At 65.6% G+C, this 24,679-nt stretch carries 35 protein-coding genes; 2 read left to right on the top strand and 33 right to left on the bottom strand.

Going from position 1 to position 24,679, the window contains the following annotated elements:
* Window positions 1–124: 124 nt before the first annotated feature.
* Window positions 125–907 carry an enoyl-CoA hydratase/isomerase family protein gene (locus BMX32_RS10055; protein WP_089978172.1) on the top strand — a complete coding sequence of 261 codons (783 nt, stop codon included), beginning with the start codon at window positions 125–127 and terminating at the stop codon, window positions 905–907.
* A 57-nt stretch (window positions 908–964) separates the two neighbouring features.
* Here the strand turns inward: BMX32_RS10055 and BMX32_RS10050 are convergent, their stop codons facing one another.
* From BMX32_RS10050 to BMX32_RS10030, 5 genes are all read right to left on the bottom strand, one after another.
* A complete protein-coding gene (locus BMX32_RS10050) occupies window positions 965–1,786 on the bottom strand; it encodes a DUF1684 domain-containing protein (protein ID WP_244511492.1) in 822 nt (273 codons plus the stop codon).
* Window positions 1,787–1,842: 56 nt separating this feature from the next.
* On the bottom strand, window positions 1,843–3,678 hold the full coding sequence (mutL, locus tag BMX32_RS10045) for a DNA mismatch repair endonuclease MutL (protein ID WP_089978166.1): 1,836 nt from the start codon (window positions 3,676–3,678) through the stop codon (window positions 1,843–1,845).
* A 164-nt stretch (window positions 3,679–3,842) separates the two neighbouring features.
* Entirely contained in the window at window positions 3,843–5,432 is a 1,590-nt protein-coding gene (locus BMX32_RS10040) for an N-acetylmuramoyl-L-alanine amidase (RefSeq protein ID WP_089980180.1), read from the bottom strand.
* Window positions 5,433–5,557: 125 nt separating this feature from the next.
* The gene (tsaE, locus tag BMX32_RS10035; RefSeq protein WP_089978162.1) at window positions 5,558–6,019 is read right to left on the bottom strand and encodes a tRNA (adenosine(37)-N6)-threonylcarbamoyltransferase complex ATPase subunit type 1 TsaE; all 462 of its coding nucleotides are present in this window, start codon (window positions 6,017–6,019) and stop codon (window positions 5,558–5,560) included.
* On the bottom strand, window positions 6,016–7,488 hold the full coding sequence (locus BMX32_RS10030) for an NAD(P)H-hydrate dehydratase (RefSeq protein ID WP_089978159.1): 1,473 nt from the start codon (window positions 7,486–7,488) through the stop codon (window positions 6,016–6,018). The genes tsaE and BMX32_RS10030 overlap by 4 nt, the downstream gene beginning before the upstream one ends.
* Before the next feature lie 62 nt (window positions 7,489–7,550).
* Here BMX32_RS10030 and queG point away from each other — a divergent pair, with 62 nt between their 5' ends.
* Window positions 7,551–8,618 carry a tRNA epoxyqueuosine(34) reductase QueG gene (queG, locus tag BMX32_RS10025; RefSeq protein WP_244511491.1) on the top strand — a complete coding sequence of 356 codons (1,068 nt, stop codon included), beginning with the start codon at window positions 7,551–7,553 and terminating at the stop codon, window positions 8,616–8,618.
* A 1-nt stretch (window position 8,619) separates the two neighbouring features.
* Here queG and BMX32_RS10020 read toward each other — a convergent pair whose 3' ends face one another.
* The 28 genes from BMX32_RS10020 to rplC all read right to left on the bottom strand — a co-directional run bounded on the left by BMX32_RS10020 (window position 8,620) and on the right by rplC (window position 24,673).
* The gene (locus tag BMX32_RS10020) at window positions 8,620–9,993 is read right to left on the bottom strand and encodes a class II 3-deoxy-7-phosphoheptulonate synthase (protein ID WP_089978152.1); all 1,374 of its coding nucleotides are present in this window, start codon (window positions 9,991–9,993) and stop codon (window positions 8,620–8,622) included.
* A 41-nt stretch (window positions 9,994–10,034) separates the two neighbouring features.
* Complete coding sequence (locus BMX32_RS10015; protein WP_089978146.1) at window positions 10,035–10,535, bottom strand: disulfide bond formation protein B; 501 nt, start codon at window positions 10,533–10,535, stop codon at window positions 10,035–10,037.
* Window positions 10,536–11,303: 768 nt separating this feature from the next.
* Window positions 11,304–11,690: a 50S ribosomal protein L17 gene (rplQ, locus tag BMX32_RS10010; RefSeq protein ID WP_029213871.1), complete on the bottom strand. Its 387-nt coding sequence runs from the start codon at window positions 11,688–11,690 to the stop codon at window positions 11,304–11,306.
* Between the two features lie 207 nt (window positions 11,691–11,897).
* The gene (gene rpoA, locus BMX32_RS10005) at window positions 11,898–12,896 is read right to left on the bottom strand and encodes a DNA-directed RNA polymerase subunit alpha (RefSeq protein WP_029213872.1); all 999 of its coding nucleotides are present in this window, start codon (window positions 12,894–12,896) and stop codon (window positions 11,898–11,900) included.
* Window positions 12,897–12,912: 16 nt separating this feature from the next.
* Window positions 12,913–13,539, bottom strand: coding sequence for a 30S ribosomal protein S4 (rpsD, locus tag BMX32_RS10000; protein WP_029213873.1), 627 nt, complete (start codon window positions 13,537–13,539; stop codon window positions 12,913–12,915).
* Between the two features lie 11 nt (window positions 13,540–13,550).
* The gene (rpsK, locus tag BMX32_RS09995; RefSeq protein WP_029213874.1) at window positions 13,551–13,937 is read right to left on the bottom strand and encodes a 30S ribosomal protein S11; all 387 of its coding nucleotides are present in this window, start codon (window positions 13,935–13,937) and stop codon (window positions 13,551–13,553) included.
* A gap of 12 nt (window positions 13,938–13,949) precedes the next feature.
* Entirely contained in the window at window positions 13,950–14,306 is a 357-nt protein-coding gene (gene rpsM, locus BMX32_RS09990) for a 30S ribosomal protein S13 (RefSeq protein ID WP_029213875.1), read from the bottom strand.
* Between the two features lie 128 nt (window positions 14,307–14,434).
* Window positions 14,435–15,757 (bottom strand): preprotein translocase subunit SecY, encoded by a 1,323-nt coding sequence (secY, locus tag BMX32_RS09985; RefSeq protein WP_029213876.1) that lies wholly within the window; start codon window positions 15,755–15,757, stop codon window positions 14,435–14,437.
* A gap of 4 nt (window positions 15,758–15,761) precedes the next feature.
* The gene (gene rplO, locus BMX32_RS09980; RefSeq protein ID WP_170843696.1) at window positions 15,762–16,199 is read right to left on the bottom strand and encodes a 50S ribosomal protein L15; all 438 of its coding nucleotides are present in this window, start codon (window positions 16,197–16,199) and stop codon (window positions 15,762–15,764) included.
* Window positions 16,199–16,396, bottom strand: a complete 198-nt coding sequence (gene rpmD, locus BMX32_RS09975) for a 50S ribosomal protein L30 (protein ID WP_029213878.1) — start codon at window positions 16,394–16,396, stop codon at window positions 16,199–16,201. Before rpmD ends, rplO begins: the two co-directional genes overlap by 1 nt.
* Window positions 16,389–16,898 carry a 30S ribosomal protein S5 gene (gene rpsE / locus BMX32_RS09970; protein WP_029213879.1) on the bottom strand — a complete coding sequence of 170 codons (510 nt, stop codon included), beginning with the start codon at window positions 16,896–16,898 and terminating at the stop codon, window positions 16,389–16,391. The genes rpmD and rpsE overlap by 8 nt, the downstream gene beginning before the upstream one ends.
* A 121-nt stretch (window positions 16,899–17,019) precedes the next feature.
* On the bottom strand, window positions 17,020–17,370 hold the full coding sequence (rplR, locus tag BMX32_RS09965; protein WP_029213880.1) for a 50S ribosomal protein L18: 351 nt from the start codon (window positions 17,368–17,370) through the stop codon (window positions 17,020–17,022).
* A gap of 30 nt (window positions 17,371–17,400) precedes the next feature.
* A complete protein-coding gene (gene rplF / locus BMX32_RS09960) occupies window positions 17,401–17,928 on the bottom strand; it encodes a 50S ribosomal protein L6 (protein WP_029213881.1) in 528 nt (175 codons plus the stop codon).
* An 11-nt stretch (window positions 17,929–17,939) separates the two neighbouring features.
* Complete coding sequence (rpsH, locus tag BMX32_RS09955) at window positions 17,940–18,335, bottom strand: 30S ribosomal protein S8 (RefSeq protein WP_029213882.1); 396 nt, start codon at window positions 18,333–18,335, stop codon at window positions 17,940–17,942.
* A 126-nt stretch (window positions 18,336–18,461) separates the two neighbouring features.
* The gene (gene rpsN / locus BMX32_RS09950) at window positions 18,462–18,767 is read right to left on the bottom strand and encodes a 30S ribosomal protein S14 (RefSeq protein ID WP_029213883.1); all 306 of its coding nucleotides are present in this window, start codon (window positions 18,765–18,767) and stop codon (window positions 18,462–18,464) included.
* A 13-nt stretch (window positions 18,768–18,780) separates the two neighbouring features.
* Window positions 18,781–19,320 carry a 50S ribosomal protein L5 gene (gene rplE, locus BMX32_RS09945; RefSeq protein WP_029213884.1) on the bottom strand — a complete coding sequence of 180 codons (540 nt, stop codon included), beginning with the start codon at window positions 19,318–19,320 and terminating at the stop codon, window positions 18,781–18,783.
* Between the two features lie 12 nt (window positions 19,321–19,332).
* Window positions 19,333–19,647 (bottom strand): 50S ribosomal protein L24, encoded by a 315-nt coding sequence (rplX, locus tag BMX32_RS09940; RefSeq protein WP_029213885.1) that lies wholly within the window; start codon window positions 19,645–19,647, stop codon window positions 19,333–19,335.
* A gap of 11 nt (window positions 19,648–19,658) precedes the next feature.
* On the bottom strand, window positions 19,659–20,027 hold the full coding sequence (gene rplN / locus BMX32_RS09935) for a 50S ribosomal protein L14 (protein WP_029213886.1): 369 nt from the start codon (window positions 20,025–20,027) through the stop codon (window positions 19,659–19,661).
* Window positions 20,028–20,038: 11 nt separating this feature from the next.
* A complete protein-coding gene (rpsQ, locus tag BMX32_RS09930) occupies window positions 20,039–20,299 on the bottom strand; it encodes a 30S ribosomal protein S17 (protein ID WP_029213887.1) in 261 nt (86 codons plus the stop codon).
* A gap of 11 nt (window positions 20,300–20,310) precedes the next feature.
* On the bottom strand, window positions 20,311–20,496 hold the full coding sequence (gene rpmC / locus BMX32_RS09925; RefSeq protein ID WP_029213888.1) for a 50S ribosomal protein L29: 186 nt from the start codon (window positions 20,494–20,496) through the stop codon (window positions 20,311–20,313).
* Window positions 20,496–20,909: a 50S ribosomal protein L16 gene (gene rplP / locus BMX32_RS09920; RefSeq protein WP_029213889.1), complete on the bottom strand. Its 414-nt coding sequence runs from the start codon at window positions 20,907–20,909 to the stop codon at window positions 20,496–20,498. Before rplP ends, rpmC begins: the two co-directional genes overlap by 1 nt.
* Before the next feature lie 11 nt (window positions 20,910–20,920).
* The gene (gene rpsC, locus BMX32_RS09915; RefSeq protein WP_029213890.1) at window positions 20,921–21,652 is read right to left on the bottom strand and encodes a 30S ribosomal protein S3; all 732 of its coding nucleotides are present in this window, start codon (window positions 21,650–21,652) and stop codon (window positions 20,921–20,923) included.
* Between the two features lie 15 nt (window positions 21,653–21,667).
* Window positions 21,668–22,003 (bottom strand): 50S ribosomal protein L22, encoded by a 336-nt coding sequence (gene rplV, locus BMX32_RS09910; RefSeq protein WP_029213891.1) that lies wholly within the window; start codon window positions 22,001–22,003, stop codon window positions 21,668–21,670.
* Window positions 22,003–22,275 (bottom strand): 30S ribosomal protein S19, encoded by a 273-nt coding sequence (rpsS, locus tag BMX32_RS09905; protein WP_029213892.1) that lies wholly within the window; start codon window positions 22,273–22,275, stop codon window positions 22,003–22,005. The genes rplV and rpsS overlap by 1 nt, the downstream gene beginning before the upstream one ends.
* Window positions 22,276–22,287: 12 nt before the next feature.
* Window positions 22,288–23,109: a 50S ribosomal protein L2 gene (gene rplB / locus BMX32_RS09900; protein ID WP_046967253.1), complete on the bottom strand. Its 822-nt coding sequence runs from the start codon at window positions 23,107–23,109 to the stop codon at window positions 22,288–22,290.
* Window positions 23,110–23,127: 18 nt separating this feature from the next.
* Entirely contained in the window at window positions 23,128–23,421 is a 294-nt protein-coding gene (gene rplW, locus BMX32_RS09895; protein ID WP_089978143.1) for a 50S ribosomal protein L23, read from the bottom strand.
* Window positions 23,418–24,020 carry a 50S ribosomal protein L4 gene (rplD, locus tag BMX32_RS09890; RefSeq protein WP_089978139.1) on the bottom strand — a complete coding sequence of 201 codons (603 nt, stop codon included), beginning with the start codon at window positions 24,018–24,020 and terminating at the stop codon, window positions 23,418–23,420. The genes rplW and rplD overlap by 4 nt, the downstream gene beginning before the upstream one ends.
* 11 nt (window positions 24,021–24,031) lie before the next feature.
* Window positions 24,032–24,673, bottom strand: a complete 642-nt coding sequence (gene rplC / locus BMX32_RS09885; protein ID WP_089978135.1) for a 50S ribosomal protein L3 — start codon at window positions 24,671–24,673, stop codon at window positions 24,032–24,034.
* Between the last annotated feature and the right edge of the window lie 6 nt (window positions 24,674–24,679).

Raw genomic sequence — 24,679 nt, 5'->3', positions numbered from 1 at the left:
GGGCGTGCATGAGGATAGACCATCGGCACGCGACCCGCCCATCCGTCCTGAGACGCCTGGGGAGGGGTAAAGGTTCCCCGCCTGATACCATCCGGCTCCTCGCCCTGACCTCCCGGGAACCTCCATGGCCTATCGCACCCTGACCACCGCCGACCGCGGCGCCGTCCGCACCATCACCGTGAATCGTCCCGACAAGCTCAACGCGCTGAACCGGGAAACCATCGGCGAGCTGACGCTGGCGTTTCGCCAGGCCGCCTCCGACGACGCGGTACGCGTGGTCGTGCTGACGGGTGCCGGCGAGAAGGCCTTCGTCGCGGGTGCCGACATCTCCGAGATGACCGCGTGGTCGCCGGTGAAGGCGCAGGCCGCCTCTCGCGCCGGTCAGGAGCTGATGCTCACCGTCGAGCGTCTGGGCAAGCCGGTGGTCGCGAAGATCCAGGGTTACGCGCTGGGCGGCGGCATGGAACTGGCGATGGCGTGCCATCTGCGCGTGGCCAGCGACAAGGCACGCTTCGGCCAGCCCGAGATCGGCCTCGGCCTGATTCCGGGCTTCGGCGGCACGCAGCGCCTTACCCGACTGACGGGCCGTGGCGCGGCGCTCGAGCTGTGCCTGCTCGGTCAGCAGATCGACGCGGCGCGTGCGGAGCGTCTGGGACTGGTCACGCGCGTCGTGGCCGCCGACGAACTCGATGCCAGCGTCGACGCCATGGCCGACCAGCTCGCCGCGGCCGCGCCACTCGCGCTGAAGGGCATCCTCGAGGCCGTGATCGAAGGCGGCGAATGCGCGATCGACCAGGGGCTCGCGTTCGAAACGCAGGGCTTCGCGATCGCGTTCTCCACCGACGACATGCGCGAGGGCACGGGCGCGTTCCTCGAGCGCCGCAAGCCTGCGTTCAAGGGAACCTGAGCCACTCGCTCCGCCGGTGTCGCCGGCGCGATCGGCGACACGCGCCCCCCTCGCCGGTCATCCGTGCGATGCGGCCGCGTACTTCACTTCGCCTGCCTCGACACGTACATCGAGCCGGTTCTCCGGCGGCGCCAGCTGGCAGGTCGCGTACGGAGTGAACACGCACGGCGGATTGCGCGCCTCGTTGAAGTCGAGCACCAGCTTGCCGTTCTCCGGCAGGCCGGTGTCGAGGAAACGGCCGGCGCCGTAGGTTTCCTTGCCGCTCGTCAGATCGCCGAAGACGAAGAACAGCGCGTCGGGCGTCTCGTGGTACGGATACAGCTCGTGTGTTTTTCCGTCGCGGGTAAATACGGCCTTGCCCGGGACGAACTCTTTCTCGATCGTGCCGATCACCGTGCCCAGTTCGAGTTCGTACGGCGGATCGAACGGTACCCAGTCCGCCACGACGCGCCATGACGCGTCGACCGGAAAATACGCGAGACCTTTGAAACCGGTACGCGTCGGGGCCGCCTCGTCCCGCACGCGCAGCGCCTTGCGACCGTCGCGGACGATCACGATGAGCCGGACCGAACCCACGGCGACTTCCGTCGGCGAGCGACCGCCGGCATCGTCATGCAACGCCGCGCTGACCGCGGGCGCGCCGTCGACACGTGCGTCGACGCCCGGTGCGAAGTCGATGGTGGTCGTCCCATCGGCACCGAGCGAGATCGTGCCGAGATGCGCCGGGCCTGCGTTGAGCACGATGTCGTTGTCCGCCGCCGCGCCGACGCGACTGGCGCCTTCGCTCAGCCGTTCGAAGCCAACGAGCGTCAGCCACCCATCGGGTGCGGTCAGGCGTGCGATACGGGTGGCGCGAGCGGTGTCGAGATCGTCCGTCACTATGTGTCCTCGGTTCTGCCTGCAAGGCATGTCGTGTTCGTGGCCGCGAGTCTACGTCACCGCCCGCGGAGAAACAGACGATCGAGTTCGCCGAGCGACAGCTGTACCCACGTCGGTCGACCGTGGTTGCATTGGCCCGAACGTTCGGTGGCTTCCATCTCCCGCAGCAGCGCGTTCATTTCGGGAATGCCGAGGCGACGCCCCGCACGCACCGAACCGTGGCACGCCATCGTCGACAGCAGCTCGTTCTCGAGCTCTTCCAGTCGACGCGAGCTGCCATGCTGCGCGAGTTCCGCGAGCACGTCGCGCGTGAGCTGGCTGACGTCGGCACCTTCCAGCAGCGAAGGAATGCGGCGAACGACGACACCGCCCGGACCACTGCGCGACAGCTCGAGACCCCATTCGCCCAACGCGTCGGCATGTTCCTCGGCCGCGGCCGCCTCTTTCGCGCTCACGGCGATCGACAGCGGCACGAGCAACATCTGCGACCGCAGATTCGCGGCCACGCGACCGTTCTTGAGCTTCTCGTACGTGATGCGTTCGTGCGCCGCGTGCATGTCGACGAGCACCATGCCGTGCGCGTTCTCGGCGAGCACGTAGATGTTCTTCAGCTGCGCGATGGCATAGCCCAGCGGCGGCACGCCGGCGGCTTCGTCGTCCTCGCTCGTCGCAGGTGGCGTCCATGCGCCCGTCGGCAGCGCCGCGGGCGTCGGCGTGCCGAACAGGGTCGCGTAGCCGGCCAGCGGCTCGTCGCGCACGCCAAGACTCAGCCGTGACTGGCTGCTCGCCTGCGGCCATGCGTGCGCCGGCGAGGTGGACGGCGCGAAGCTGCCCGTCGTCGGCATGGCGCCGACCGGCGACGGCGACGACTCGATGGCGGCACCCGAAAGGCCGGCGCGGGTATGCGCGAGCGCTTCGTGCAACGTGCGGAAGAGGAAATCGTGGATCAGACGCTGCTCGCGAAACCGGACTTCGCTCTTCGCCGGATGGACGTTGACGTCGACACCGGCGGGATCGAGTTCGAGGAAGAGCACGAACACGGCGTGACGTCCGTGGAACAACACGTCGGCGTAAGCCTGGCGAACGGCGTGCGCGACGACGCGATCGCGCACGAGACGACCGTTGACGTAAAAGTACTGCTGGTCGGCCTGCGAACGCGAGGCGGTCGGCAGTCCGACCCAGCCCGACAGCCGCATGCCCGCCGCTTCGTGCTCGACACGCAGCGCCTGCCCGGGAAACTCCGGACCGAGCACCTCGGCCACGCGCGCGAGCGCCGCGTTCTCGTCGCGTGCCGGCTTGAGCAGGCGCACCGGCTTGCCGTTGTGGCTGAGCCGGATGTCGACGCCTTCGCGCGCGAGCGCCAGCGATTTCAGCAGATCGTCGATGTGCGCGAATTCCGTGCGCTCGGCGCGCAGGAACTTGCGGCGCGCGGGCACGTTGTAGAACAGGTCGCGCACCTCGATCGTGGTGCCCTGCGGGTGTTGCGCGGGACGCGCCTCCTGCAGGCGACCGCCATCCACGTCGATGCGCCACGCCGAGTCGTCGCCGGCCTGGCGGGAGGTGAGCGAAAAACGCGCCACGGACGAGACCGAGGCGAGAGCCTCGCCGCGAAAGCCCATGCTGGCGACGCGTTCCAGATCGTCGAAGCTGCCGATCTTGCTGGTGGCGTGCGAGGCGACGGCGAGGGGCAACTCGTCGCGCGGAATGCCGCCGCCATCGTCGCGAACGCGGATCAACCGCACGCCGCCCTGCTCGATGTCGACTTCGATGCGACGCGCGCCGGCGTCGATGCTGTTCTCGACGAGCTCCTTCACCACGGAGGCGGGGCGTTCGATGACTTCACCCGCCGCGATCTGGTTGATCAACTCGGGCGGGAGCGGACGGATGGGCATGACGGCATGACCTGACGGGCTTGCAAGCCGCGAAGGATAGCCGAAGCGGCTGGCAGGGGCGCGTCCGCGCGCGATCGGTCGGCGTCCCCGGGCCGGCGCTGGGGCGCGATGATCGAAGCCAGGGCGAGGAGCGGTCCCGCACGGGACGCGCTCCAACGGGTGGATCAGCTGGATGGAATGACCATGACCGCGCCGATGCGCACGTTGTTGTCGGTCATCTTGTTGGCGAGCTTCAGCGCGCCGACCGAGACGCCGTACTGCTGGGCGATGCCCGTCAGCGTCTCGCCGCGGTTGACGCGGTGCACGTCGCGGACGTTGTCGTCGGCCCGGCCGTCCTTCCTCGCGGGCGCGGGCGTCTCCGCCCGGGCGACGACCTTGTCGGCGGCCTTCCGGGGCGGTGCGCTGCGTGGAGGCGTCTTCGCTGGCGCGTCGTCGTCCGGTGTCGCCACCGGTGCCGGCGGCGGCACCGAGGCCACCGAACCGCCGTTGCGCCGCGCGGCCTGCGCGGCAAACCACGTGCCCGGCGGCGGCATGGATTCGAAATAATTGCGGACACCGCCGAGGACGGCCGTGGCGAGCGTGCGGCGATGACCGTCGTCGCGTAGGCGCTTTTCCTCGGAGGGATTCGTGATGAACGCGGTCTCGACCAGGATCGAGGGGACGTCCGGCGAGCGCAGCACCACGAAGTTGGCGCGCTCGACGTAGCCGCGATGCGTCGGGCCCAGCCGGCCCAGCGCCTTCAGCACGTTGCCGGCGATGGACTCGCTGGCCTGCATGGCGTAACCCTGCTGCAGGTCGAGCAGCACGGCCGCCAGCGTGTCGTCCTTGTCGTCCAGAGACACGCCGCCCACGAGGTCGGCCCGGTTTTCGCGGTCGGCCAGCCAGCGCGCGGCCTCGGAGGTCTTGCCGCGGGGCGAGAGCACCCAGACGGACGAGCCCTTGGCGTCGCTGTTCTTGAACGCGTCCGCGTGGATGGACACGAACATGTCGGCGTTGTGCTCGCGCGCGATCTGATAGCGGCGCTTGAGCGGGATGAAGTAGTCGCCGTTGCGCGTGAGCACGGCCTGCATGCCCGGCTGGCGGTTGATCTGGTCGGCGAGTTCGCGCGCCACCTGGAGCGTGACGTCCTTCTCGCGCAGGCCCGTGGCGCCACGGGCGCCCGGATCTTCGCCGCCGTGGCCGGCGTCGATGGCGACCACGACCTTGCGCTCGGCCGCGAGCAGCGGCGGCTTACCCGGCGGCACCTGTTTCGCGCGACTGCCGCGCGAGGGCGTCGCGACGGGTGCGTCGGCCGGGGCGTCGGCGATCGACGGCGCGTCGTCCGTCACCGGGTTGTCGCCCGGGTCGCTCTGCCCGCCCGGATAGAGATCGAGGACCAGGCGATAGCCATAGTCGCCGGCGGGCTTGAGCAGGAAGCTCTTCGGCTTGGCCTGCGCGTCGACGGTGGCGACCATTCGCGCGCTGCCACCCTGCTTCGCCGTGGTCATGGACTTGAACAAGCCCTGGCCGCCCGGCGCCGCGAAATCACCCGCGACGGCGCTGCCCGCGATGTCGAGCACGACGCTGCCCGGGGTGTCGCCCTGGGACATCTTGTAAGTGGCCGGACCCGAGAGATCGAACACGACACGGGTGTATTCCGGGCCCGCCCAGACGCGGGCGGCCTTGACGTCCGCCGCCGACGAAGCGGCAGGCGCGAGCGTCGCGACGGCGGTCACGCATGCAATCAGGCCAAGTTTGGTAGTGATTCCCCTCATACGACCGGGATTGAACTGCAAGCGAAGACTGAATGCAAGACGTTTTTCCTTGCTAATCCATGACCTGCGAAGACTTCGTCAACTAACGTACAGGAAAGGACCGCAAACTGACAGAAGAGTGAGCTTCAGCCCTCGAGCGCTTCCGTTACCCGGCGCCCGATGTCGGAGCGCGGCTCGAACCGGACGGCGCGCCCGGCACCCTCGTGACGGAAGTGGAGTTCGAGATCGACGGGAGGCAAGGCGCCGGCCCCGCGCTCGGGCCACTCCACCAACACGATGGCGCCCGGCTCGGCAAGGCTGTCGAGGCCCAGCCATTCGAGCTCGCCCGGATCGGCGATGCGGTAGAGGTCGAGATGAAAGGCGCGCCGGTCGGCGAGATCGTAGCCCTCGACGAGGCTATAGGTGGGGCTCTTGACCCGCTCGCCGACGCCGAGCGCACGCAGGAACGCCCGCGCGAACGTGGTCTTGCCGGCGCCGAGGTCGCCGTGGAGAAACGCCACCAGCCCCTCCGGAAGCACGGCCGCGACACGCTGACCGAGCGCCGTGGTCGCGTCTTCGTCGGCCAGCCGTAGTTCGAGTGTGCTCATGCGTCGACTCCGTTGACGAGCCGGCGCAGCGGCTCGAGCAGATCGCCCGCGAGCAGGCCGCGCTGCCCTGCCCGCGCCGCGATATCGGCGGCGCGCGCGTGCAGCCCGACGCCGAGGCAGGCGGCTTCGTAGGGTTCGCACCCCTGGGCCAGGAGGCCAGCAACGATGCCCGTGAGCGTATCGCCCATGCCACCACTGGCCATGCCCGGATTACCCCAGGGACAGACGGAGACCTCGCCTTCCGGCGACGCGATGAGGCTGCCGTTGCCTTTCAGCACCACGACCGCGGCGTAACGGCGCGCGAGCTCGCGCACCGCGGCGAAACGATCGGCCTGCACCGCGGCCGTGTCGATGCCGAGCAGACGGCCGGCCTCGCCCGGATGCGGGGTCAGCACGACCTTGCCCGGCAATGGCCGGGGCTCGGCATGCAACAGGTTCAGCCCGTCGGCGTCGAGCACGGTCGGCAACCCGGCGTCGAGCGCCGTCGTCCACAGCGCATGCCCCCAGGCGGCCTGCCCGAGGCCGGGACCCAGCGCGAGCACCGACGCCTTGCCCAGCATCGGCTCGAGCGCCTGCGGGCCGTTGACTCCATGGGCCATGAGCTCGGGGCGCGCCGCGTTCATCGCGAGGACGTTCTCGTCGCGGGTCGCGACACTCACCAGTCCGGCGCCTGTGCGCAAGGCGGCCTCGGCCGCCATCCGGATGGCGCCGCCGGTGCCGTGATCGCCGCCGATGGCCAGCACGTGGCCGTTGCTGCCCTTGTGCGAGTCGGCCGGCCGGGGCGGCAGGCCGCGCGCGACGAGGAGCCGCGCGTCGGGGACGTCGGTCGCGCGCACGGGCACGGCGAGATCGAAGACTTCGATGGCCCCGGCCACCGCGGCGCGGTGCGTATACATGCCACGCTTGCGAACGATGAACGTGGCGGTGGCGCTCGCCCGCACGGCCACGCCGGGGCAGTCGCCCGAGTCGGCCGCCAGACCCGACGGCACGTCGAGCGCGAGGACCGGCAAGCCGGCCGCGTTGATCGCATCGATGGCGTCGCGGGCGGCGCCTTCCGGCGGGCGATTCAGGCCCGTGCCGTAGATCGCGTCGACGATCACGTCCGCCGGCGGCAGCGTGCTCCACGCGTCGAGCGTCTGGGCACGGCCGCCGAGCGAGACGAAAGCCTCCCGGGCGCGCACGGCGTCGTCGCCACGCGGGACATCGAGCGCGATCAGGTCGACGGCGATGCCGCTCGCCAGCGCATCGCGCGCGACCAGGTAGCCGTCGCCACCGTTGTTGCCGACACCGCACACCACGCGCACGCGGCACGCCGAAGGCCACCGTCGACGCAGCATGGCGAAGGCCGCGGCCGACGCACGCGTCATCAGTTCGAACCCGGGCATGCCCAGCTCGTCGATGGCGCGCCGGTCGATGGCGCGGGTCTGCTCGGATGTGAAGAGGGCGGTGTCCGTTTCGAAGGCGCTCATCGGCCGATTATAGGCCCCGCTACAATGGGCCTGTTCACATGGTTCGATCAGGCCCTCGGCGCATGCCCCTTTCCACCGCCATCGACTACGCGACGCTTGCCGACGACATCAAGCGCTGGGCGCGCGAACTCGGGTTCGCCGACGTCGGCATCGCCGGCACGGACCTCGGCGACGACGAAAGCTACCTCGAACGCTGGCTGGCCGATGGCCACCACGGCGAAATGGACTACATGGCCCGGCACGGCACGCGGCGGAGCCGCCCCGCCGAGCTCGAACCGGGCACGCTCCGGGTGGTGTCGGTGCGCATGGATTACGTGCCGCCGGGGACGAACAACGCGTGGGACGTCATCCACGACGACGACAAGGCGTACGTCGCGCGGTATGCGCTGGGCCGCGACTATCACAAGGTGATGCGCAACCGGCTGCAGAAGCTGGCGTCGCGCATCCAGGAGCGCGTGGGCAATTTCAGCTACCGCGCCTACGTCGACTCGGCACCCGTGCTCGAAAAGGCCATCGCCCGCAACGCGGGGCTCGGCTGGATCGGCAAGCACACGGTGCTGATCAACAAACGGGCCGGCTCGTACTTCTTTCTCGGCGAGCTTTACACCGACCTGCCGCTGCCGGTCGACGCCCCCGCCAGCGCGCATTGCGGCAGCTGCCGCCGCTGCATCGACATCTGCCCCACGCAGGCGATCGTAGGACCCTATCGGCTCGACGCGCGTCGCTGCATTTCGTATCTCACGATCGAGCTGAAAGGCAGCATCCCCGTCGAGCTACGCGAGCCGATGGGCAACCGCATCTTCGGCTGCGACGACTGCCAGCTGATCTGCCCATGGAACAAGTTCGCGCAGGACGCCACGGAACCGGATTTCGCACCGCGCCACAGCCTGGACGGCCCGCGGCTCGTGGAGCTTTTCGCGTGGAGCGAGCAGGAGTTCCTCACGCGAACCGAAGGCATGGCCATCCGGCGCACCGGCTACGAAGGCTGGCTGCGGAATCTCGCCGTCGGACTGGGCAACGCACGCACCAGCCCGGACATCGTCGACGCGTTACGAGCGCGCGCCGACGATCCATCGGAGGTCGTGCGCGAGCACGTGGCGTGGGCGCTGGGCCGGCACGCCACGCCGTAACTCAGGCCATGCCCCCCGACTTACGCACGATCAGCATCGCCATTTCGAGCGACTGCTCGTAATTGAGGCGGGGATCGACCATCGAGCGGTACGCACGATCGAGATCGCGCTCCACGAGATCGCGCGCGCCGCCCAGGCACTCGGTGACGTCTTCGCCCGTGAGTTCGAGATGCACGCCACCCAGACGCGTTCCCGCCGCGGCGTGGATGTCGAACGCCTGATCGAGCTCGCCGGCGATGTTGGCGAAGCGACGGGTCTTGTAGCCGTTGCTGGTGCTCTCGGTGTTGCCGTGCATCGGGTCGGCGACCCAGAGGACGCGGCGGCCTTCGCGTTTCACCGCCTCGAGCAGCGGCTGCAACTGCGTACCGATCTTGTCGTTGCCCATGCGGTGGATCAGCGTCAGGCGACCCGGCTCGTCGTTCGGGTTGAGCACGTCGATGAGGCGCAGCAGATCGTCGGCCTGCACGGTCGGACCCACCTTCACGGCGATCGGATTGCGGATGCCGCGGAAGTACTCCGTGTGCGCACCATCGAGCGCGGCGGTGCGCATGCCGATCCACGGGTAATGCGTGGACAGGTTGAACCAGCCGTCCTGACGCGGCACGCGGCGCGTGAGCGCCTCTTCGTAATGCAGCAGCAGGGCTTCGTGCGACGTGTAGAAATCGACACGCGAGTAGCTCGAGATCGACTGACCGGCGAGCGTCTCCATGAAGCGCAACGAGTCGCCGATGCTGGCCACCATGCGCTTGTACTCGGCGGCGAGGGGCGAGTGCTCGACCCACGCGAGGTCCCAGTATTCCGGGTGATGCAGATCGGCGAAACCGCCGTCGATCAGCGCACGGACGAAGTTCATCGTCATCGCCGAACGGGCGTGCGCCTTGATCAGGCGGTTCGGATCCGCGCGACGCGCCTCGGGCGTGAATGCCGGGCTGTTGACGAGATCGCCGCGGAACGCGGGCAGCGTGACGCCGTCGCGCGTTTCGGTATCGGCCGAGCGCGGCTTCGCGTACTGGCCCGCGAAACGTCCGACGCGGAGCACGGGCTTCTTCAGGCCGTGGACGAGCACGAGGCTCATCTGCAGAAGCACTTTCAGACGATTCGAGATGATGGGGCTCGTGCAATCCGCGAAGCTCTCCGCGCAATCGCCACCCTGCAGCAGGAAGCGCTCGCCAGCCTGCGCCTCGGCGATCCGCTGCTTGAGCGCGAGGATCTCCCACGAGGTGACCAGCGGCGGCAGTTCGCCGAGCTGCGCGAGGGCGCGATTCAACTCATCGGCGTCTTCGTACGTCGGCTGCTGAAGGGCGGTCCTCGAGCGCCAGGAAGCCGGCGTCCAGTCGATGGACGGCGGTGCGACGGCTTGGAGGGAGTGGGACATGACAGTGCTCTGCTTCGGTGGCGCGGGGAAAGGCGCGGGGGTCAACGAACGGTGCGACGAAGGGCCAGGAGAGCCCAGACGATGAGGAGAACGAACCAGATGAGAGTCCAGCCGGGCATGGGCAGGCCGAGCACCGGCTCGATCTTCGCGCATTCGCCCGAACCGGTGAACGCGAGCTTCAGCATCTTCATGAAGGGAAACGCGTCGAAGAGATAGCCCAACCCCGGACCGCAGGCCGGTACCTGGTCCGCTGGCAATGACTGCAGCCAGAGGTGCCGGCCGGCAGTGGCGACGCCCCATAGCCCGCCGAGCGTGATCAGCGTCGCGTAGAGCGGTCGCGCGCGGCTCGCGCGTTGCGCATGCAGTGCGCCGATCAGGAAAAACAGGCCCATGAAGCACACCGCGATACGCTGAAAGATGCACAGCGGACACGGGTCGAGATGCATGACGTACTGCGAGTAGAGCGCGAACGCCATCAATCCGACGCAGACCGCGAAGCCAGCAAGATAACGGGTGCGAAACGACCAGGTGCGAGGGTTCATTCAGGGGATGGTGCGATGCGGGACACCCACGTTAACCGTTTGTGGAGGGTCTTGTCAGTAGTCCCGCGAAGTTTCGTTTGCAACCATGTCAATGACTTGCGGTGGGTGGTTGTCGTTGCGACGGCTCGGCTGCGCCATCGCGTTGTGTTTCGCGTAGTCGCGAAGAGCCGTCGGCCCTGCCGACCGTCGAGGCGCCGGGCGGAAAAAGCAGCCAAGTGGCAACGCTACTGCCCGGTGGGAGCCGGCCTGCTGGCGATGGGTGCTCGCCATCACGCGCGATGCCCTCGCAGCTTGTCTGTCGGAGCGGCCTCGGCCGCGATGGGTGGTTGCCGCGAGCACCCATCGCGGCCAAGGCCGCTCCCACACGAGCTCGCCGCTATCGCGGCTCCTGCACATGCAGCTTGCCCCGCGGGTCGGTAGAGCCGTCGGCCGCCGCCCTCGGTGCGACTTGCGGAACCGAGCGCGGCGAGCGGATCAGGCCCGCAGGGGGCCGGCCCGGATGGCCGGCCGTTTTCGTCGAGGCAGGAGCCGAGTCGAAAACCCCCGCTCGCCGCGCGGGCGCGCAGGGGCGTAAGCCATCGAACATGGCCGCGCAGCGGCATCCTTCCCCAAGCGACGGTGAAGCCCGGAGCGCCGAGGGCGGCGGCCGACGGCTCTTCGCGACAACGCAAACCGAACGCGATGGCGCAAGCCGAGCCGTCCAAACCACAAGCAAAAAAACCCGGCCAGTTCCCCGGCCGGGTTTCTTCACACCGAGTGCCGTGAGGCTTACTCGGCGTCGACAGCCTCGGACTTGGCCGGGCGATCCACGAGTTCGACATAAGCCATCGGCGCGTTATCGCCCGGGCGGAAGCCGCACTTCAGGATGCGCAGGTAGCCGCCGGGACGCTCGCGGTAACGGGGACCCAGCTCGACGAAGAGCTTGCCGACAGCCTGCTTGTCGCGGAGACGCGCGAAAGCGAGGCGGCGGTTGGCGACGCCGTCGGTCTTGGCGAGCGTGATGAGCGGCTCGGCGACGCGACGAAGTTCCTTCGCCTTCGGAAGGGTGGTGCGGATAAGCTCGTGCTTGATCAGCGACGAAGCCATGTTCTTGAACATCGCTTCGCGGTGGCTGCTCGTGCGGTTGAGCTTGCGACCGGATTTCTGGTGGCGCATGGCGATTACTCTCTATGTCTGTTGTTATGAAAAGCCGGACAGGATGCGCCGACTTCCCGCGGTTACCCGCTATTCGAGGCTGTCAAAACGCCTCGTTATAAGAGCACGGCCTCTGTGGACCGCTGAGTCTTGCCGGAGGAAATGCGCGTGGCATCCGCCGGATGGTGCAAAGCATCGGGGCGATCGATACCGATCGCCCCGAAAACATCAGCCGAGCTGCATGCCGTGGGACAAACCCGGCGGCGGCCAGTTCTCGAGCTTCATGCCGAGGGCAAGACCACGCCCACCGAGCACGTCCTTGATTTCCGTCAGCGACTTCTTGCCAAGGTTCGGCGTCTTCAGCAACTCGACCTCGGTCTTCTGGACCAGGTCGCCGATGTAGTAGATGCTCTCCGCCTTGAGGCAGTTCGCCGAACGGACCGTCAGTTCGAGATCGTCGATCGGACGAAGCAGCAGCGGATCGAAACCGCCCTTCTCCGCCTTGGTCGAATCGCTCTCGCGGCGCGAGAAATCGCCGAAAACCGACAGCTGGTCGTTGATGATTTCAGCCGCCTTGCGGACAGCGTCTTCAGCGCCGATCGTGCCGTTCGTCTCGATATCGAGCACGAGCTTGTCGAGGTTGGTGCGCTGCTCGACACGAGCCGCGTCCACTTCGTAAGCCACGCGCAGGACCGGCGCGAACGACGCGTCGAGCTGCAGACGGCCGATCGGCCGCGTCTCGTCGTCCGGGTGCTGGCGCGCGCTGGCCGGCTGGTAGCCGACGCCGCGACGCACCTTCAGGCGCATGTTCAGTGCCACATCCTTGGTGAGGTGGCAGATCACGTGCTCCGGGTTGACGATCTCAACGGAGTGGTCGACCGCGATGTCGCCTGCAGTGACCACGCCCTTGCCCTTCTTGGCCAGCGTGAGGGTGACTTCGTCACCGGTATGCTGACGGATGGCGACGTCCTTGAGGTTCAGCAGGACTTCGATCACGTCCTCCTGCAGGCCTTCCAGAGTGGTGTACTCGTGCAGCACGCCGTCGATTTCGACCTCGACGATGGCGCTGCCCGGAATCGAAGAGAGCAGCACGCGACGCAGCGCGTTGCCCAGGGTGTGACCGAAGCCACGCTCGAGCGGCTCGACCACCACCTTCGCGCGGTTCGCTCCAAGCTGCTCGACGCTGAGGCCACGAGGCCGCAGCACACTAGTTGACGAAACTGCCATGCAAGGCTCCGGTGGATTACTTCGAGTAAAGCTCGACGATCAGGGCTTCGTTGATATCGGCCGGCAGATCGCCACGATCCGGAACGGCTTTGAACGTGCCTGCGAACTTCTTGCTGTCGACCTCGACCCACGACGGACGAAGATCCATCGTGTCGTAGATCGTCGCCGCTTCCTGCACGCGCAGCTGCGTACGGGCCTTCTCGGTCAGCGAAACCTCATCGCCCGGACGGACGTGGTAGGAAGGCACGTTGACCTTCTTGCCATTGACCGTGACGGACTTATGGGCAACGAGCTGGCGAGCCTGGGCGCGGGTGACCGCGAAACCCATGCGGTAGACGACGTTGTCGAGACGGCTTTCCAGAAGGCGAAGCAGGTTTTCACCCGTGTTGCCCTTCTGGGTCGAAGCCTTGGTGTAGTAGTTGCTGAACTGACGCTCGAGCACACCGTAGATGCGCTTGACCTTCTGCTTCTCACGAAGCTGAACAGCGTAGTCGGACAGACGGGCGCGCTTGTTGGCGCCATGCTGACCGGGTTTGTTTTCGAGCTTGCACTTGGAATCAAGCGCGCGAGCCGGGCTCTTCAGACCGAGGTCGGCACCTTCACGACGCGCAAGTTTGCAGGTAGCTCCACGATAACGGGCCATGGGTATGCTCCTTAGACGCGACGCTTCTTGGGGGGACGGCAGCCGTTATGCGGAATCGGCGTGACGTCAATAATGTTGAGCACCTTGTAGCCCAACGCGTTCAGAGAGCGCACGGCCGACTCGCGGCCCGGGCCGGGGCCCTTGATGCGCACTTCCACGGTCTTCACACCGTAGTCGCCCGCGGCGCGGCCAGCCTTCTCGGCGGCAACCTGCGCTGCGAACGGGGTCGACTTACGGGAACCGCGGAAACCCGCGCCGCCCGCCGTCGCCCACGACAGGGCGTTGCCCTGGCGATCGGTGATCGTGACGATGGTGTTGTTGAAAGAAGCCTGCACGTGGGCCACGGCATCCGTGACAACGCGCTTGATCTTCTTCTTTTGCTTAACAGGCTTAGCCATGTTCGGTATCCGTTACTTCTTGATCGGACGACGCGGACCCTTGCGGGTACGGGCGTTGGTACGCGTGCGCTGGCCGCGCACCGGCAGGCCGCGACGGTGGCGCAGGCCACGGTAGCAACCAAGGTCCATCAGGCGCTTGACTGCCATGCCGATTTCGCGGCGCAGGTCGCCTTCGACCGTATACTTCGCGATTTCGGCGCGGATCTTCTCGACCTCGCCTTCGCTCAGCGACTTGATGGGAGTGGTCGCAACCACGCCCGCGTCCACGCAGACCTGCTTGGCCCGCGAACGGCCGATTCCGTAAATGCTCTGCAGACCAACCCAGACATGCTTCTGGACCGGCAAATTGACACCCGCGATGCGCGCCATGATGTACTGTCTCCGATGCGTTTCGTGCGCGGTAAACGCGCAATTCTAACCTGAATTAACCTAAACGGGAAGTCCTGCGGCGCCGGGCGCCGCGGCCTCCCCTACTTGGGGGCTTTAACCGTCGCGTCTCAGCTGCGACGGAGATTCGACTTCTTGAGCAGACTCTCGTACTGGTGGCTGACGAGATGGGCCTGGACCTGAGCCGTGAAGTCCATCACCACCACCACCACGATCAGCAGCGAAGTGCCGCCGAAATAGAACGGGACGTGCCAGGCGTTCTGCATGAACGTGGGCACCAGGCAGACCAGCACGATGTAGAGCGCGCCAACACCGGTGAGCCGGGTCATGACGCCATCGATGTAGTCTGCCGTCGCACGACCCGGGCGGATGCCTGGAATCAATGCGCCCGAACGCTTGAGGTTATCGGCCGTTTCCTGCGAGTTGAACACGATCGCCGTATAGAAGAAGGCGAACCCGATGACCAGCACCGCGAACACGATGTCGTGCACGGGCTCGCCCGGGCTCAGCGCCGTGGTCAACCACTGCAGCCAACGGGACTGGTGGGCCGTGCCGAACCAGGTCGCAGCGGTGGCAGGGAACAGCAGCAGGCTCGTCGCGAAGATCGGCGGAATGACACCCGCCATGTTGATCTTCAGCGGCAGATGCGAGGTCTGACGCTGGAACTGACGCTGACTGCCCTGCTTCGCGTAGTTCACGGTGATGCGCCGCTGGGCGCGCTCCATGAACACCACGAAAGCCGTTACCGCCAGAATCACCACCACGACCATCAGCAGCTTCAGTACCGACAGCTCACCGTTGTTCGCCATGCTCAGCGTGTGCACGATCGCTGCGGGAAGACCCGCGACGATGCCGGCGAAGATCAGCATCGAGATACCGTTACCGATACCCCGCTCGGTGATCTGCTCGCCGAGCCACATCAGGAACATCGTGCCGGCGGTGAGGCCGACGACCGATGCCAGGACGAAGCCCGCACCCGGCATGTAGACCACCGGTGCGCCACCCGAAGCGACCTGCTTCTGGAGCGCCACGGCGATACCGAACGCCTGGAATGCCGCGAGACCCACCGTGCCGAAACGCGTGTACATGGTCATCTTGCGACGACCCGACTCGCCTTCCTTGCGCAGTGCCTGGAGCGACGGAATGACCGAGCCCATCATCTGCACCACGATGGATGCCGAGATATACGGCACGACACCGAGGGCGAAGACCGAGAAGCGGGAGAGCGAGCCGCCCGAGAACATGTTGACCATGTTCAGCAGACCGCCACCGCCTTCGACCAGGCTCGTCATCGCTTCGGGGTTCACGCCCGGAACGGGAATGAACGAACCGAGGCGGAAGACGATCAGCGCACCGATGAGGAAAAAGATGCGCTGACGCAGTTCCGTCAGTTTGCCCAGCGAGCCGAGCGTTGTGCCCTGCGCTGCAGCCACCTGATTACTCCACGCTGCCGCCGGCGGCTTCGATAGCCGCCTTGGCGCCGGCCGTCGCAAGCACGCCCTGGAGCTTGATGGCGCGGTCGATCTCGCCCTTCAGCACCACCTTGACCTTCTTGGCGCGGCTGGTCACGAGACCGGCGGCGTGCAGAGCGATCAGGTCGATCGTGTCGGCCTTGACCGAAGCCAGCTGGTACAGCATGACCTGCTCGGTGTCGGCCTTCTTCAGCGAGCGGAAGCCCACCTTCGGAAGACGACGCTGCAGCGGCATCTGACCACCTTCGAAACCGACGCGGTGCGTGTTACCCGCACGTGCGTGCTGACCCTTGTGGCCGCGGCCGGCGGTCTTGCCGAGGCCGGAACCGATACCGCGGGCGACGCGGGTACGGGACTTGCGAGCGCCCTTACCGGGCCTGAGGTCGTTAAGACGCATGATGATTACTCCTCGACCCGGACCAGGTAGTAGACCTTGTTGATAAGGCCACGAACCTGCGGGGAATCCTTAAGTTCACGGACATCGTTGAGCTTGCCGAGGCCGAGGGCCTTGACGCTCAGACGATGACGACCCTGCACACCGCGCAGGCCCTTGACCAGGCGCACGCGGACGGTGCCGGTGGTTTCGGTGTTCTTAGCCATTACCCAGCACCTCTTCGATCGTCTTGCCACGCTTGGCGGCGATGCGCTTCGGCGAGGCGACAGCCTGCAGACCCTTGATCGTCGCGCGGACGAGATTGATCGGGTTGCGGGAGCCGACGGCCTTGGCCAGAACGTCCTTCACGCCAACCACTTCGAGGACAGCGCGCATGGCGCCGCCGGCGATGACGCCGGTACCCTGCGAGGCAGGCTGCATGTAGACGCGGGCCGCGCCGTGGTTAGCCTTGATGGCGTACCAGAGCGTGCCGTTGTTGAGTTCGATGGACACCATGTTGCGGCGGGCGCGTTCCATGGCCTTGGAAATGGCGACCGGCACTTCGCGCGCCTTGCCATAACCGAAACCGACGCGACCTTCGCCATCACCGACAACCGTCAGCGCGGTGAAGCTCATCTGGCGGCCACCCTTGACGGTCTTGGCCACGCGGTTGACGGCGATCAGCTTTTCAAGCATGCCGTCCGAATTTTCGCGATCTGTCGAGGACATCTCTATTCCTGTCTGCCCGGACCATGCCGGGACTTCTGTTTACGGCTCGGTCGCCGCTTGGAGTTGTAGTTACCTCAGGCGACACCGGCCCCGAGGGGCCGATGCCGTGGCCTGACGCCTCTTAGAACTTGAGGCCGGCCTCACGCGCCGCATCGGCAAGCGCCTTGATGCGACCGTGATAACGGAAACCCGAGCGGTCGAACGCGACGGCTTCGATGCCGGCGGCCTTGGCGCGCTCGGCGACGATGCGACCCACCGTGGTGGCGGCCTCGACGTTCTTCTTGCTCTTGAGGCCTTCGGCCACCGACTTCTGCACGGTCGAGGCGGCTGCCACGACGGTGCCGTTCGGTGCGAAGACCTGGGCGTAGATGTGCTGACCGGTGCGGTGCACGCTCAGGCGGGCGACGGCGAGCTCACGGATGTGGGCACGGGTCGACTTGGCGCGGCGCAGGCGGGATTCGTTCTTGTTCATCGTCTCGTCTCCAGAAAGCGGATAGGCCGATTAGGCCTTCTTGGCTTCCTTCAGGATGATCGTCTCGCCGGCGTAACGGACACCCTTGCCCTTGTAGGGCTCGGGGGAACGGAACGCGCGGATCTTCGCTGCCACCTGGCCCACGAGCTGCTTGTCGGAACCCTTGATGAGGATTTCCGTCTGCGTCGGGACTTCGATGGTGATGCCTTCCGGCGCGTCGAACACGACCGGGTGCGAGAAACCGAGCGACAGGTTCACCGACTTGCCGGTGAGCTGGGCGCGGTAACCGACGCCGACGAGCTCGAGCTTCTTCTCGAAGCCGCTGGCAACGCCCTGGACCATGTTGGCGATGATCGCGCGGGCGGTGCCACCGAACTTGTCGTCGGCGCCATCGGCGAGGACGATGTTCAGCACGCCATTTTCCTGCTGGAGCGAAACGCCCGGCAGTTCATGGGTGGTCAGGGTGCCCTTCGGGCCCTTGACGGTGACGGTGCCGTTGGCGACCGAGACTTCGACGCCCTTCGCGAGGGTGATGGGCTTCTTGGCTACACGTGACATGTCGGGACTCCTTACGCCACCTGGCCGATGACTTCGCCGCCCAGACCCTTCGCACGGGCCTGCGCGTCGGTCAGGAGACCGGCGGAAGTCGAGATGATCGAGATACCCAGGCCGCCGAGGACCTTCGGCAGCTCGTCCTTGCCGCGATAGACGCGGAGACCGGAACGGCTGACACGGGAAATGGTTTCGATGGCCGGACGGCCTTCAAAGTACTTCAGCTTGATCTCGAGGACCGGCTTGCCCGCTTCGTCAGCGGTACGGGCGTCGAGGATGTAGCCTTCGTTCTGCAGAAGCGTGGCAAGCGCCTGCTTCATTTTCGACGACGGCATACGGACAACCGACTTGCCAGAGGCCTGGCCATTGCGGATGCGCGTAAACAGATCGGCGATGGGATCAGTCATGCTCATAAGAAAACCCTTGAGAGTGCACCGATATCCGAATTACCGGAAATCTTAAATTGTATAGCCGACAACCGTCGGTCTGCGTTGCGCAGACCGACGACTATAACAGCTTGTCCCGCCAATGGCGAGTTTTTACCAGCTAGCCTTGCGCAGGCCCGGAACGTCGCCACGCATGGTGGCTTCGCGGAGCTTGTTGCGGCCCAGGCCGAACTTGCTGTAGACGCCGCGCGGACGACCGGTCAGGGCGCAGCGGTTACGCTGGCGCGACGGGCTCGCATCACGGGGAAGCTTCTGCAGCTTCGTCTGGGCTTCCATCTTCTCGTCATACGAGGCGGTGGCGCTCAGGACGATCGCCTTCAGTTCGGCGCGCTTGGCGGCGAACTTCTTGACGAGCTTGGAGCGCTTAACATCGCGCTCGATCATCGAGGTCTTAGCCATGTTCTACCTGTAATCAGTTGCGGAACGGGAAGCTGAAGGCTTCCAGCAGCGCCTTGGCTTCTTCGTCGGTCTTGGCGGTGGTGGTGATGGAGATATCCATACCGCGCAGCGCGTCGACCTGATCGAAGTCGATTTCCGGGAAGATGATCTGTTCCTTGATACCGAAGTTGTAATTACCACGGCCATCGAAGGCACGGCCCGAGACACCACGGAAGTCGCGCGTACGCGGCAGCGAGATGTTGATCAGGCGGTCCAGGAATTCCCACATCTGGGCACGACGAAGCGTGACCTTGCAACCGATCGGCCAACCGTCGCGGATCTTGAACGAGGCGACCGACACGCGGGCCTTCGTCGTGATCGGCTTCTGACCGGCGATCTTGGTCATGTCGGCGACCGCGTTCTCGAGGATCTTCTTGTTACCGGCGGCTTCGCCGACGCCCATGTTGAGCGTGACCTTCGTGATGCGCGGCACTTCCATGACGTTCTGGTAACCGAAGCGCTCAGTGAGCTTCTTCATTACCGACTCTTTGTAAAACGTTTCAAGGCGGGTCATGACTTCGATTCCTTACGCGTCGACCACTTCGCCCGAACGGAACACGCGCACCTTGCGCCCGTCCTCGAGCGTCTTGGTGCCAGCGCGCTCGCCTTTGTTCGTGGCGGAGTTGAAGAGCTGGACATTGGAGATATGGATCGAGGCCTCACGCTCGACGATTCCACCCGGCTGGTTGGCCTGGGGATTCGGCTTGGTGTGGCGCTTGACCAGGTTCACGTTCGAGACGACCACGCGGTCGCCATCGACGCGCAGCACGTCGCCGCGCTGACCCTTGTTCTTGCCGGTGATGACGACGACGTTATCACCCTTGCGGATACGGTTCATGATCTGGCCTCCGCTCAGAGCACTTCGGGCGCGAGCGAGACGATCTTCATGAACTTCTCGCTGCGCAGCTCGCGGGTAACCGGCCCGAAAATACGGGTACCGATCGGCTCGAGCTTGTTGTTGAGGATGACGGCCGCATTGCCGTCGAAACGGATCACGGAACCGTCGGGACGGCGCACACCCTTGGCGGTGCGAACCACCACGGCGTTGTACACCTCACCCTTCTTGACCTTACCGCGGGGGATCGCGTCCTTGATCGTCACCTTGATGACATCGCCGACGCTGGCGTAGCGACGCTTGGAGCCGCCCAGCACCTTGATGCACATCATTTCCTTCGCGCCGCTGTTGTCAGCCGCGGAAAGCATGCTCTGTACCTGAATCATCGCAGCTCTCCTTAGACTTCAGCGCGCGTGACGATTTCGACCACGCGGTGATGTTTGGTCTTCGACAGCGGACGGCATTCCGCGATGCGAACCAGGTCACCCTCGTTCGCGCCGGTTTCGTCGTGCGCATGGAGCTTCGTGGAACGGCGGATGATCTTGCCGAGCAGCGGATGCTGCACCTGGCGCTCGATCAACACCGTTACCGTGTTAGCCATCTTGTTGCTGATGACACGACCCGTGAGGGTGCGTGCCGTCTTCGTGTTATCGCTCATGTCCGCCGTCCTTACTTCTTAACGCCGAGCACGAACTTCGTGCGGGCGATGTCACGCCGAACGCGGCGCAGCTGGTGCGGCTGAGTGAGCTGCCCGGAGCCCTTCTGCATGCGCAGATTGAACTGCTCCTTGCGAAGGTCCAGCAGATGCTGCTTCAGCTCTTCCGCCGACTTCTCTTTGATTTCTTTGCTGGCCATTACATCACCGCCCTGGAGACGAACTGGGTCTGGACGGAGAGCTTGGCAGCCGCCAGACGGAACGCTTCGCGTGCCGTCGTCTCGTCGACACCTTCGATTTCATAAAGCATGCGACCGGGCTGGATCAGTGCGACCCAGAACTCGACGCCACCCTTACCTGCACCCATTCGGACTTCGATGGGCTTACGGGTGATCGGCTTGTCCGGGAACACGCGGATCCAGAGCTTGCCGCCACGCTTGACGAAGCGCGTGATGCAACGACGGGCCGCTTCGATCTGACGAGCGGTCAGCTGACCGTGCGTCGTCGCCTTGAGGCCGTACTCGCCAAAGCTCACGAGGTTGGAATTGAATGCCAGGCCGTCGTTACGACCCTTATGCATCTTGCGGTACTTGGTACGCTTAGGTTGCAACATGGCAACGCTCCTTACTTGGCAGCGCGCTCACGCTCGCGGCGGTTTTCACCACCCTCGCGGCGCGACGACTGCTGAGGCTGCTGTTCTTCCTTCGACTCGGCCGTAGCGGCCGCCAGATCGAAGATCTCGCCCTTGTAGACCCAAACCTTGACACCGATGATGCCGTACTGGGTCTTGGCCTCGGCGGTGCCGTAGTCGATGTCCGCACGCAGGGTGTGCAGCGGAACGCGACCTTCGCGAGCCCACTCGGAGCGTGCGATTTCGGCGCCGTTGAGACGGCCGGAGACGTTGATCTTGATGCCGAGGGCACCGAGACGCATCGCGTTGCCGACCGAGCGCTTCATCGCGCGGCGGAACATGATGCGGCGCTCGAGCTGCTGAGCGATGGACTCCGCGACGAGCTGGGCATCGAGCTCCGGCTTACGGACTTCGCTGACGTTGATGTGCGTCGGAACGCCCATCATGTCGGTGACTTCCTTACGCAGCTTCTCGATGTCCTCGCCCTTCTTGCCGATCACCACGCCCGGACGGGCGGTGTGGATCGTCACGCGGGCGGTCTTGGCCGGACGCTCGATCTGGATCTTCGAGATGCCGGCAGCGGCGAGCTTCTTGCGCAGCATCTCGCGGACCTTGAGGTCGGCAGCGAGGTACTGGGCATACTCACCCTTGTTTGCGTACCACTTCGAGTTCCAGTCCTTGGCAATGCCGAGGCGGATACCGGTGGGATGAACTTTGTGACCCATCGTCTCTTACCCCAGTCAGTTGCCCACAACCACAGTGATGTGGCTGGTGCGCTTCAGGATGCGCGAACCGCGGCCTTTGGCGCGGGCATACATACGCTTCATCGCCGGACCTTCGTCGACGAAGATGCGAGCGACCTTCAGCTCGTCGACGTCGGCACCGAGATTGTTCTCGGCATTGGCGACGGCGGAGAGCAGCACCTTGCGGACAAGGTGAGCGGCCTTCTTGTTGGTAAAGGCGAGCACGTCGCTGGCTCGGCCCACGGGCATACCGCGGACCAGGTCAGCCACCAGGCGTGCCTTCTGCGCCGAGATGCGGGCGCTGCGCAGGATCGCTTTGGCTTCAGTGCTCATCACTTGCCCTTCTTGTCGCCGGCGTGGCCCTTGTAGGTGCGGGTCACCGCGAACTCGCCGAGCTTGTGCCCGACCATGTTCTCGTTGATCAACACCGGCACGTGCTGGCGGCCGTTGTGGATGGCGATGGTCAGACCGACCATCTCCGGCAGAATCATCGAACGACGCGACCAGGTCTTGATCGGACGCTTGTTATTGGCGGAAACGGCGGCTTCCACCTTCTTTACGAGGTGCAGGTCAACGAACGGACCTTTCTTTAGAGAGCGCGGCATGATCGTTTCCTATTACTTGCGACGACGCACGATGAACTGCTGGGTGCGCTTGTTGTTGCGCGTCTTGTAACCCTTGGTCGGCGTACCCCACGGGCTGACCGGGTGACGGCCGCCAGAGGTCTTGCCTTCACCACCGCCATGCGGATGGTCGACCGGGTTCATCACCACGCCGCGGACGGTCGGACGGATACCCGCCCAACGCTTCTTACCGGCCTTGCCGAGCTTGCGCAGGCTGTGTTCCGAGTTACCGACTTCGCCGATGGTGGCGCGGCACTCGACCGGCACGCGACGCATTTCGCCGGAGCGGAGACGCAGCGTGGCATAGCCCTGCTCGCGAGCGACCAGCTGGACCGACGCACCGGCGGAACGCGCGATCTGCGCACCCTTGCCCGGCTTCATTTCGATGCAGTGGATCGTGGAACCGACCGGGATCGAACGAAGCGGCAGGCAGTTGCCCGGCTTGATCGGGGAGTCGGAACCCGACACGAGACGGTCGCCCACCGCCACGCCCTTCGGCGCGATGATGTAGCGGCGCTCGCCGTCGGCGTAGCACAGCAGCGCGATGTGCGCGGTGCGGTTCGGATCGTACTCAAGACGCTCGACAACGGCGGCGATGCCTTCCTTGTCACGCTTGAAATCGATGATGCGGTAAGCCTGCTTGTGACCGCCGCCGCGATGACGCGTCGTGATGCGACCATAGTGGTTACGACCGCCGGTCTTCGACTGCGATTCGGTCAGGGGCGCGTAAGGTGCGCCCTTGTGCAGACCTTCGGTCCGCACGCTGACTGCGTCGCGGCGTCCCGGGGAGGTCGGCTTGTGAGTGATCAGTGCCATCTCAATTCAACTCCTGGCTCAGGCCTTGGCCGACACGTCGATCGTGTGACCGTCGGCGAGGCGCACGTAGGCCTTACGCTTGCCCTGGCGGTTGCCAGCACGATTGCGGAACGACTTGACCTTGCCCTTCGTATTCACGACGTTCACTTCCTCGACCTTGACGTCGAAGAGGTGCTCGACCGCTGCGCGGACATCGGCCTTGGTCGCCTCAGGCGCCACGACGAAAACGTACTGGTTGTTCTCAGCAAGGCGAGCCGACTTCTCGGAGATGTGCGGCGCGCGAAGCGTGTTGAGCGTGCGTTCGGTGCTCATGCGAGCCACTCCTCGACCTTCTTGACCGCGTCCACCGTCATGACGACGTAGTCGCTGCCGACCAGGCTGACCGGATTCAGGGCCAGCACGTCGACGACGTGGATGTACGGAATGTTGCGAGCGGACAGGTACAGCGCTTCGGTGGCGTCTTCCGACACCAGCAGCACGCGACCCTTGACTTCGAGCTCGGCGAGCTTGGCGATCATGCCCTTGGTGCTCGGGGCTTCCATCGACAGCTCGGAGACGATCTTCAGGCGATCCTGACGGTTCAGCTCGGCGACGATCGAACGGATCGCGACGCGGTAAGCCTTACGGTTGACCTTCTGCTCGAAGCTGCGCGGCTTCGCTGCGAACGTCACACCACCACCGACGAAGATCGGAGCGCGGTAATCGCCGTGACGAGCGCCGCCGCCCTTCTGCTTCTTGAACTTCTTGGTCGTACCGGACATCTGACCGCGAGACAGCTGAGCCTTCGTACCGGCACGGCCAGCCGCCTGATAGGCGGTGACGACCTGGTGGACGAGGGCCTTCTTGTACTCGCCGCCGAACACTTCGTCCGACACGGTGAGCGCCTTGGCGCCAATAACGTTGAGTTCCATGGCGTCTCTCCTCAGCCCTTGGTCGTCGGACGAATCACGACGTCACCGCCCGGCGCGCCCGGGACTGCGCCCTTGACCGCGATCAGGTGGCGCTCGGCGTCGACCTTGACAACTTCGAGGCCCTGCTGCGTGCGGTTGACCGCACCCATGTGGCCCGACATCTTCTTACCAGGGAACACGCGGCCCGGCGTCTGGCGCTGACCGATCGAGCCCGGGGCGCGATGCGACAGCGAGTTACCGTGCGTGGCGTCGCCCATCTTGAAGTGGTGACGCTTGATGGTGCCCTGGAAACCCTTACCCTTCGACACGCCGGCGACGTCGACCGTCTGACCGACGGTGAACACGTCGTCCGCCTTGATCTCGGTGCCGATCGCGTACTTGCCCGCGTCTTCCGCGGACACGCGGAATTCCCACAGGCCACGACCCGGCTCAACCTTGGCGTTGGCGTAATGGCCCTTCAGCGGAGCCGTCAGGAGCGAGGCGCGCTTCGCGCCCGTCGTGACCTGCACGGCGCTGTAGCCGTCGTTTTCTTCGGTCTTCACCTGCGTCACACGATTCGGGGTCGCTTCAATCAGCGTCACCGGAATCGAGCGGCCGTCTTCGGTGAAGAGCCGGCTCATGCCGCACTTGCGGCCAACCAGTCCGATACTCATCTTCGT

Origin of the sequence: Luteibacter sp. UNCMF331Sha3.1, assembly GCF_900109915.1 — a bacterium.
Classification (GTDB): Bacteria; Pseudomonadota; Gammaproteobacteria; order Xanthomonadales; family Rhodanobacteraceae; genus Luteibacter.
Note: the sequence above shows the minus strand (reverse complement) of the source record. Positions and strands in the feature narration are given on the sequence as shown.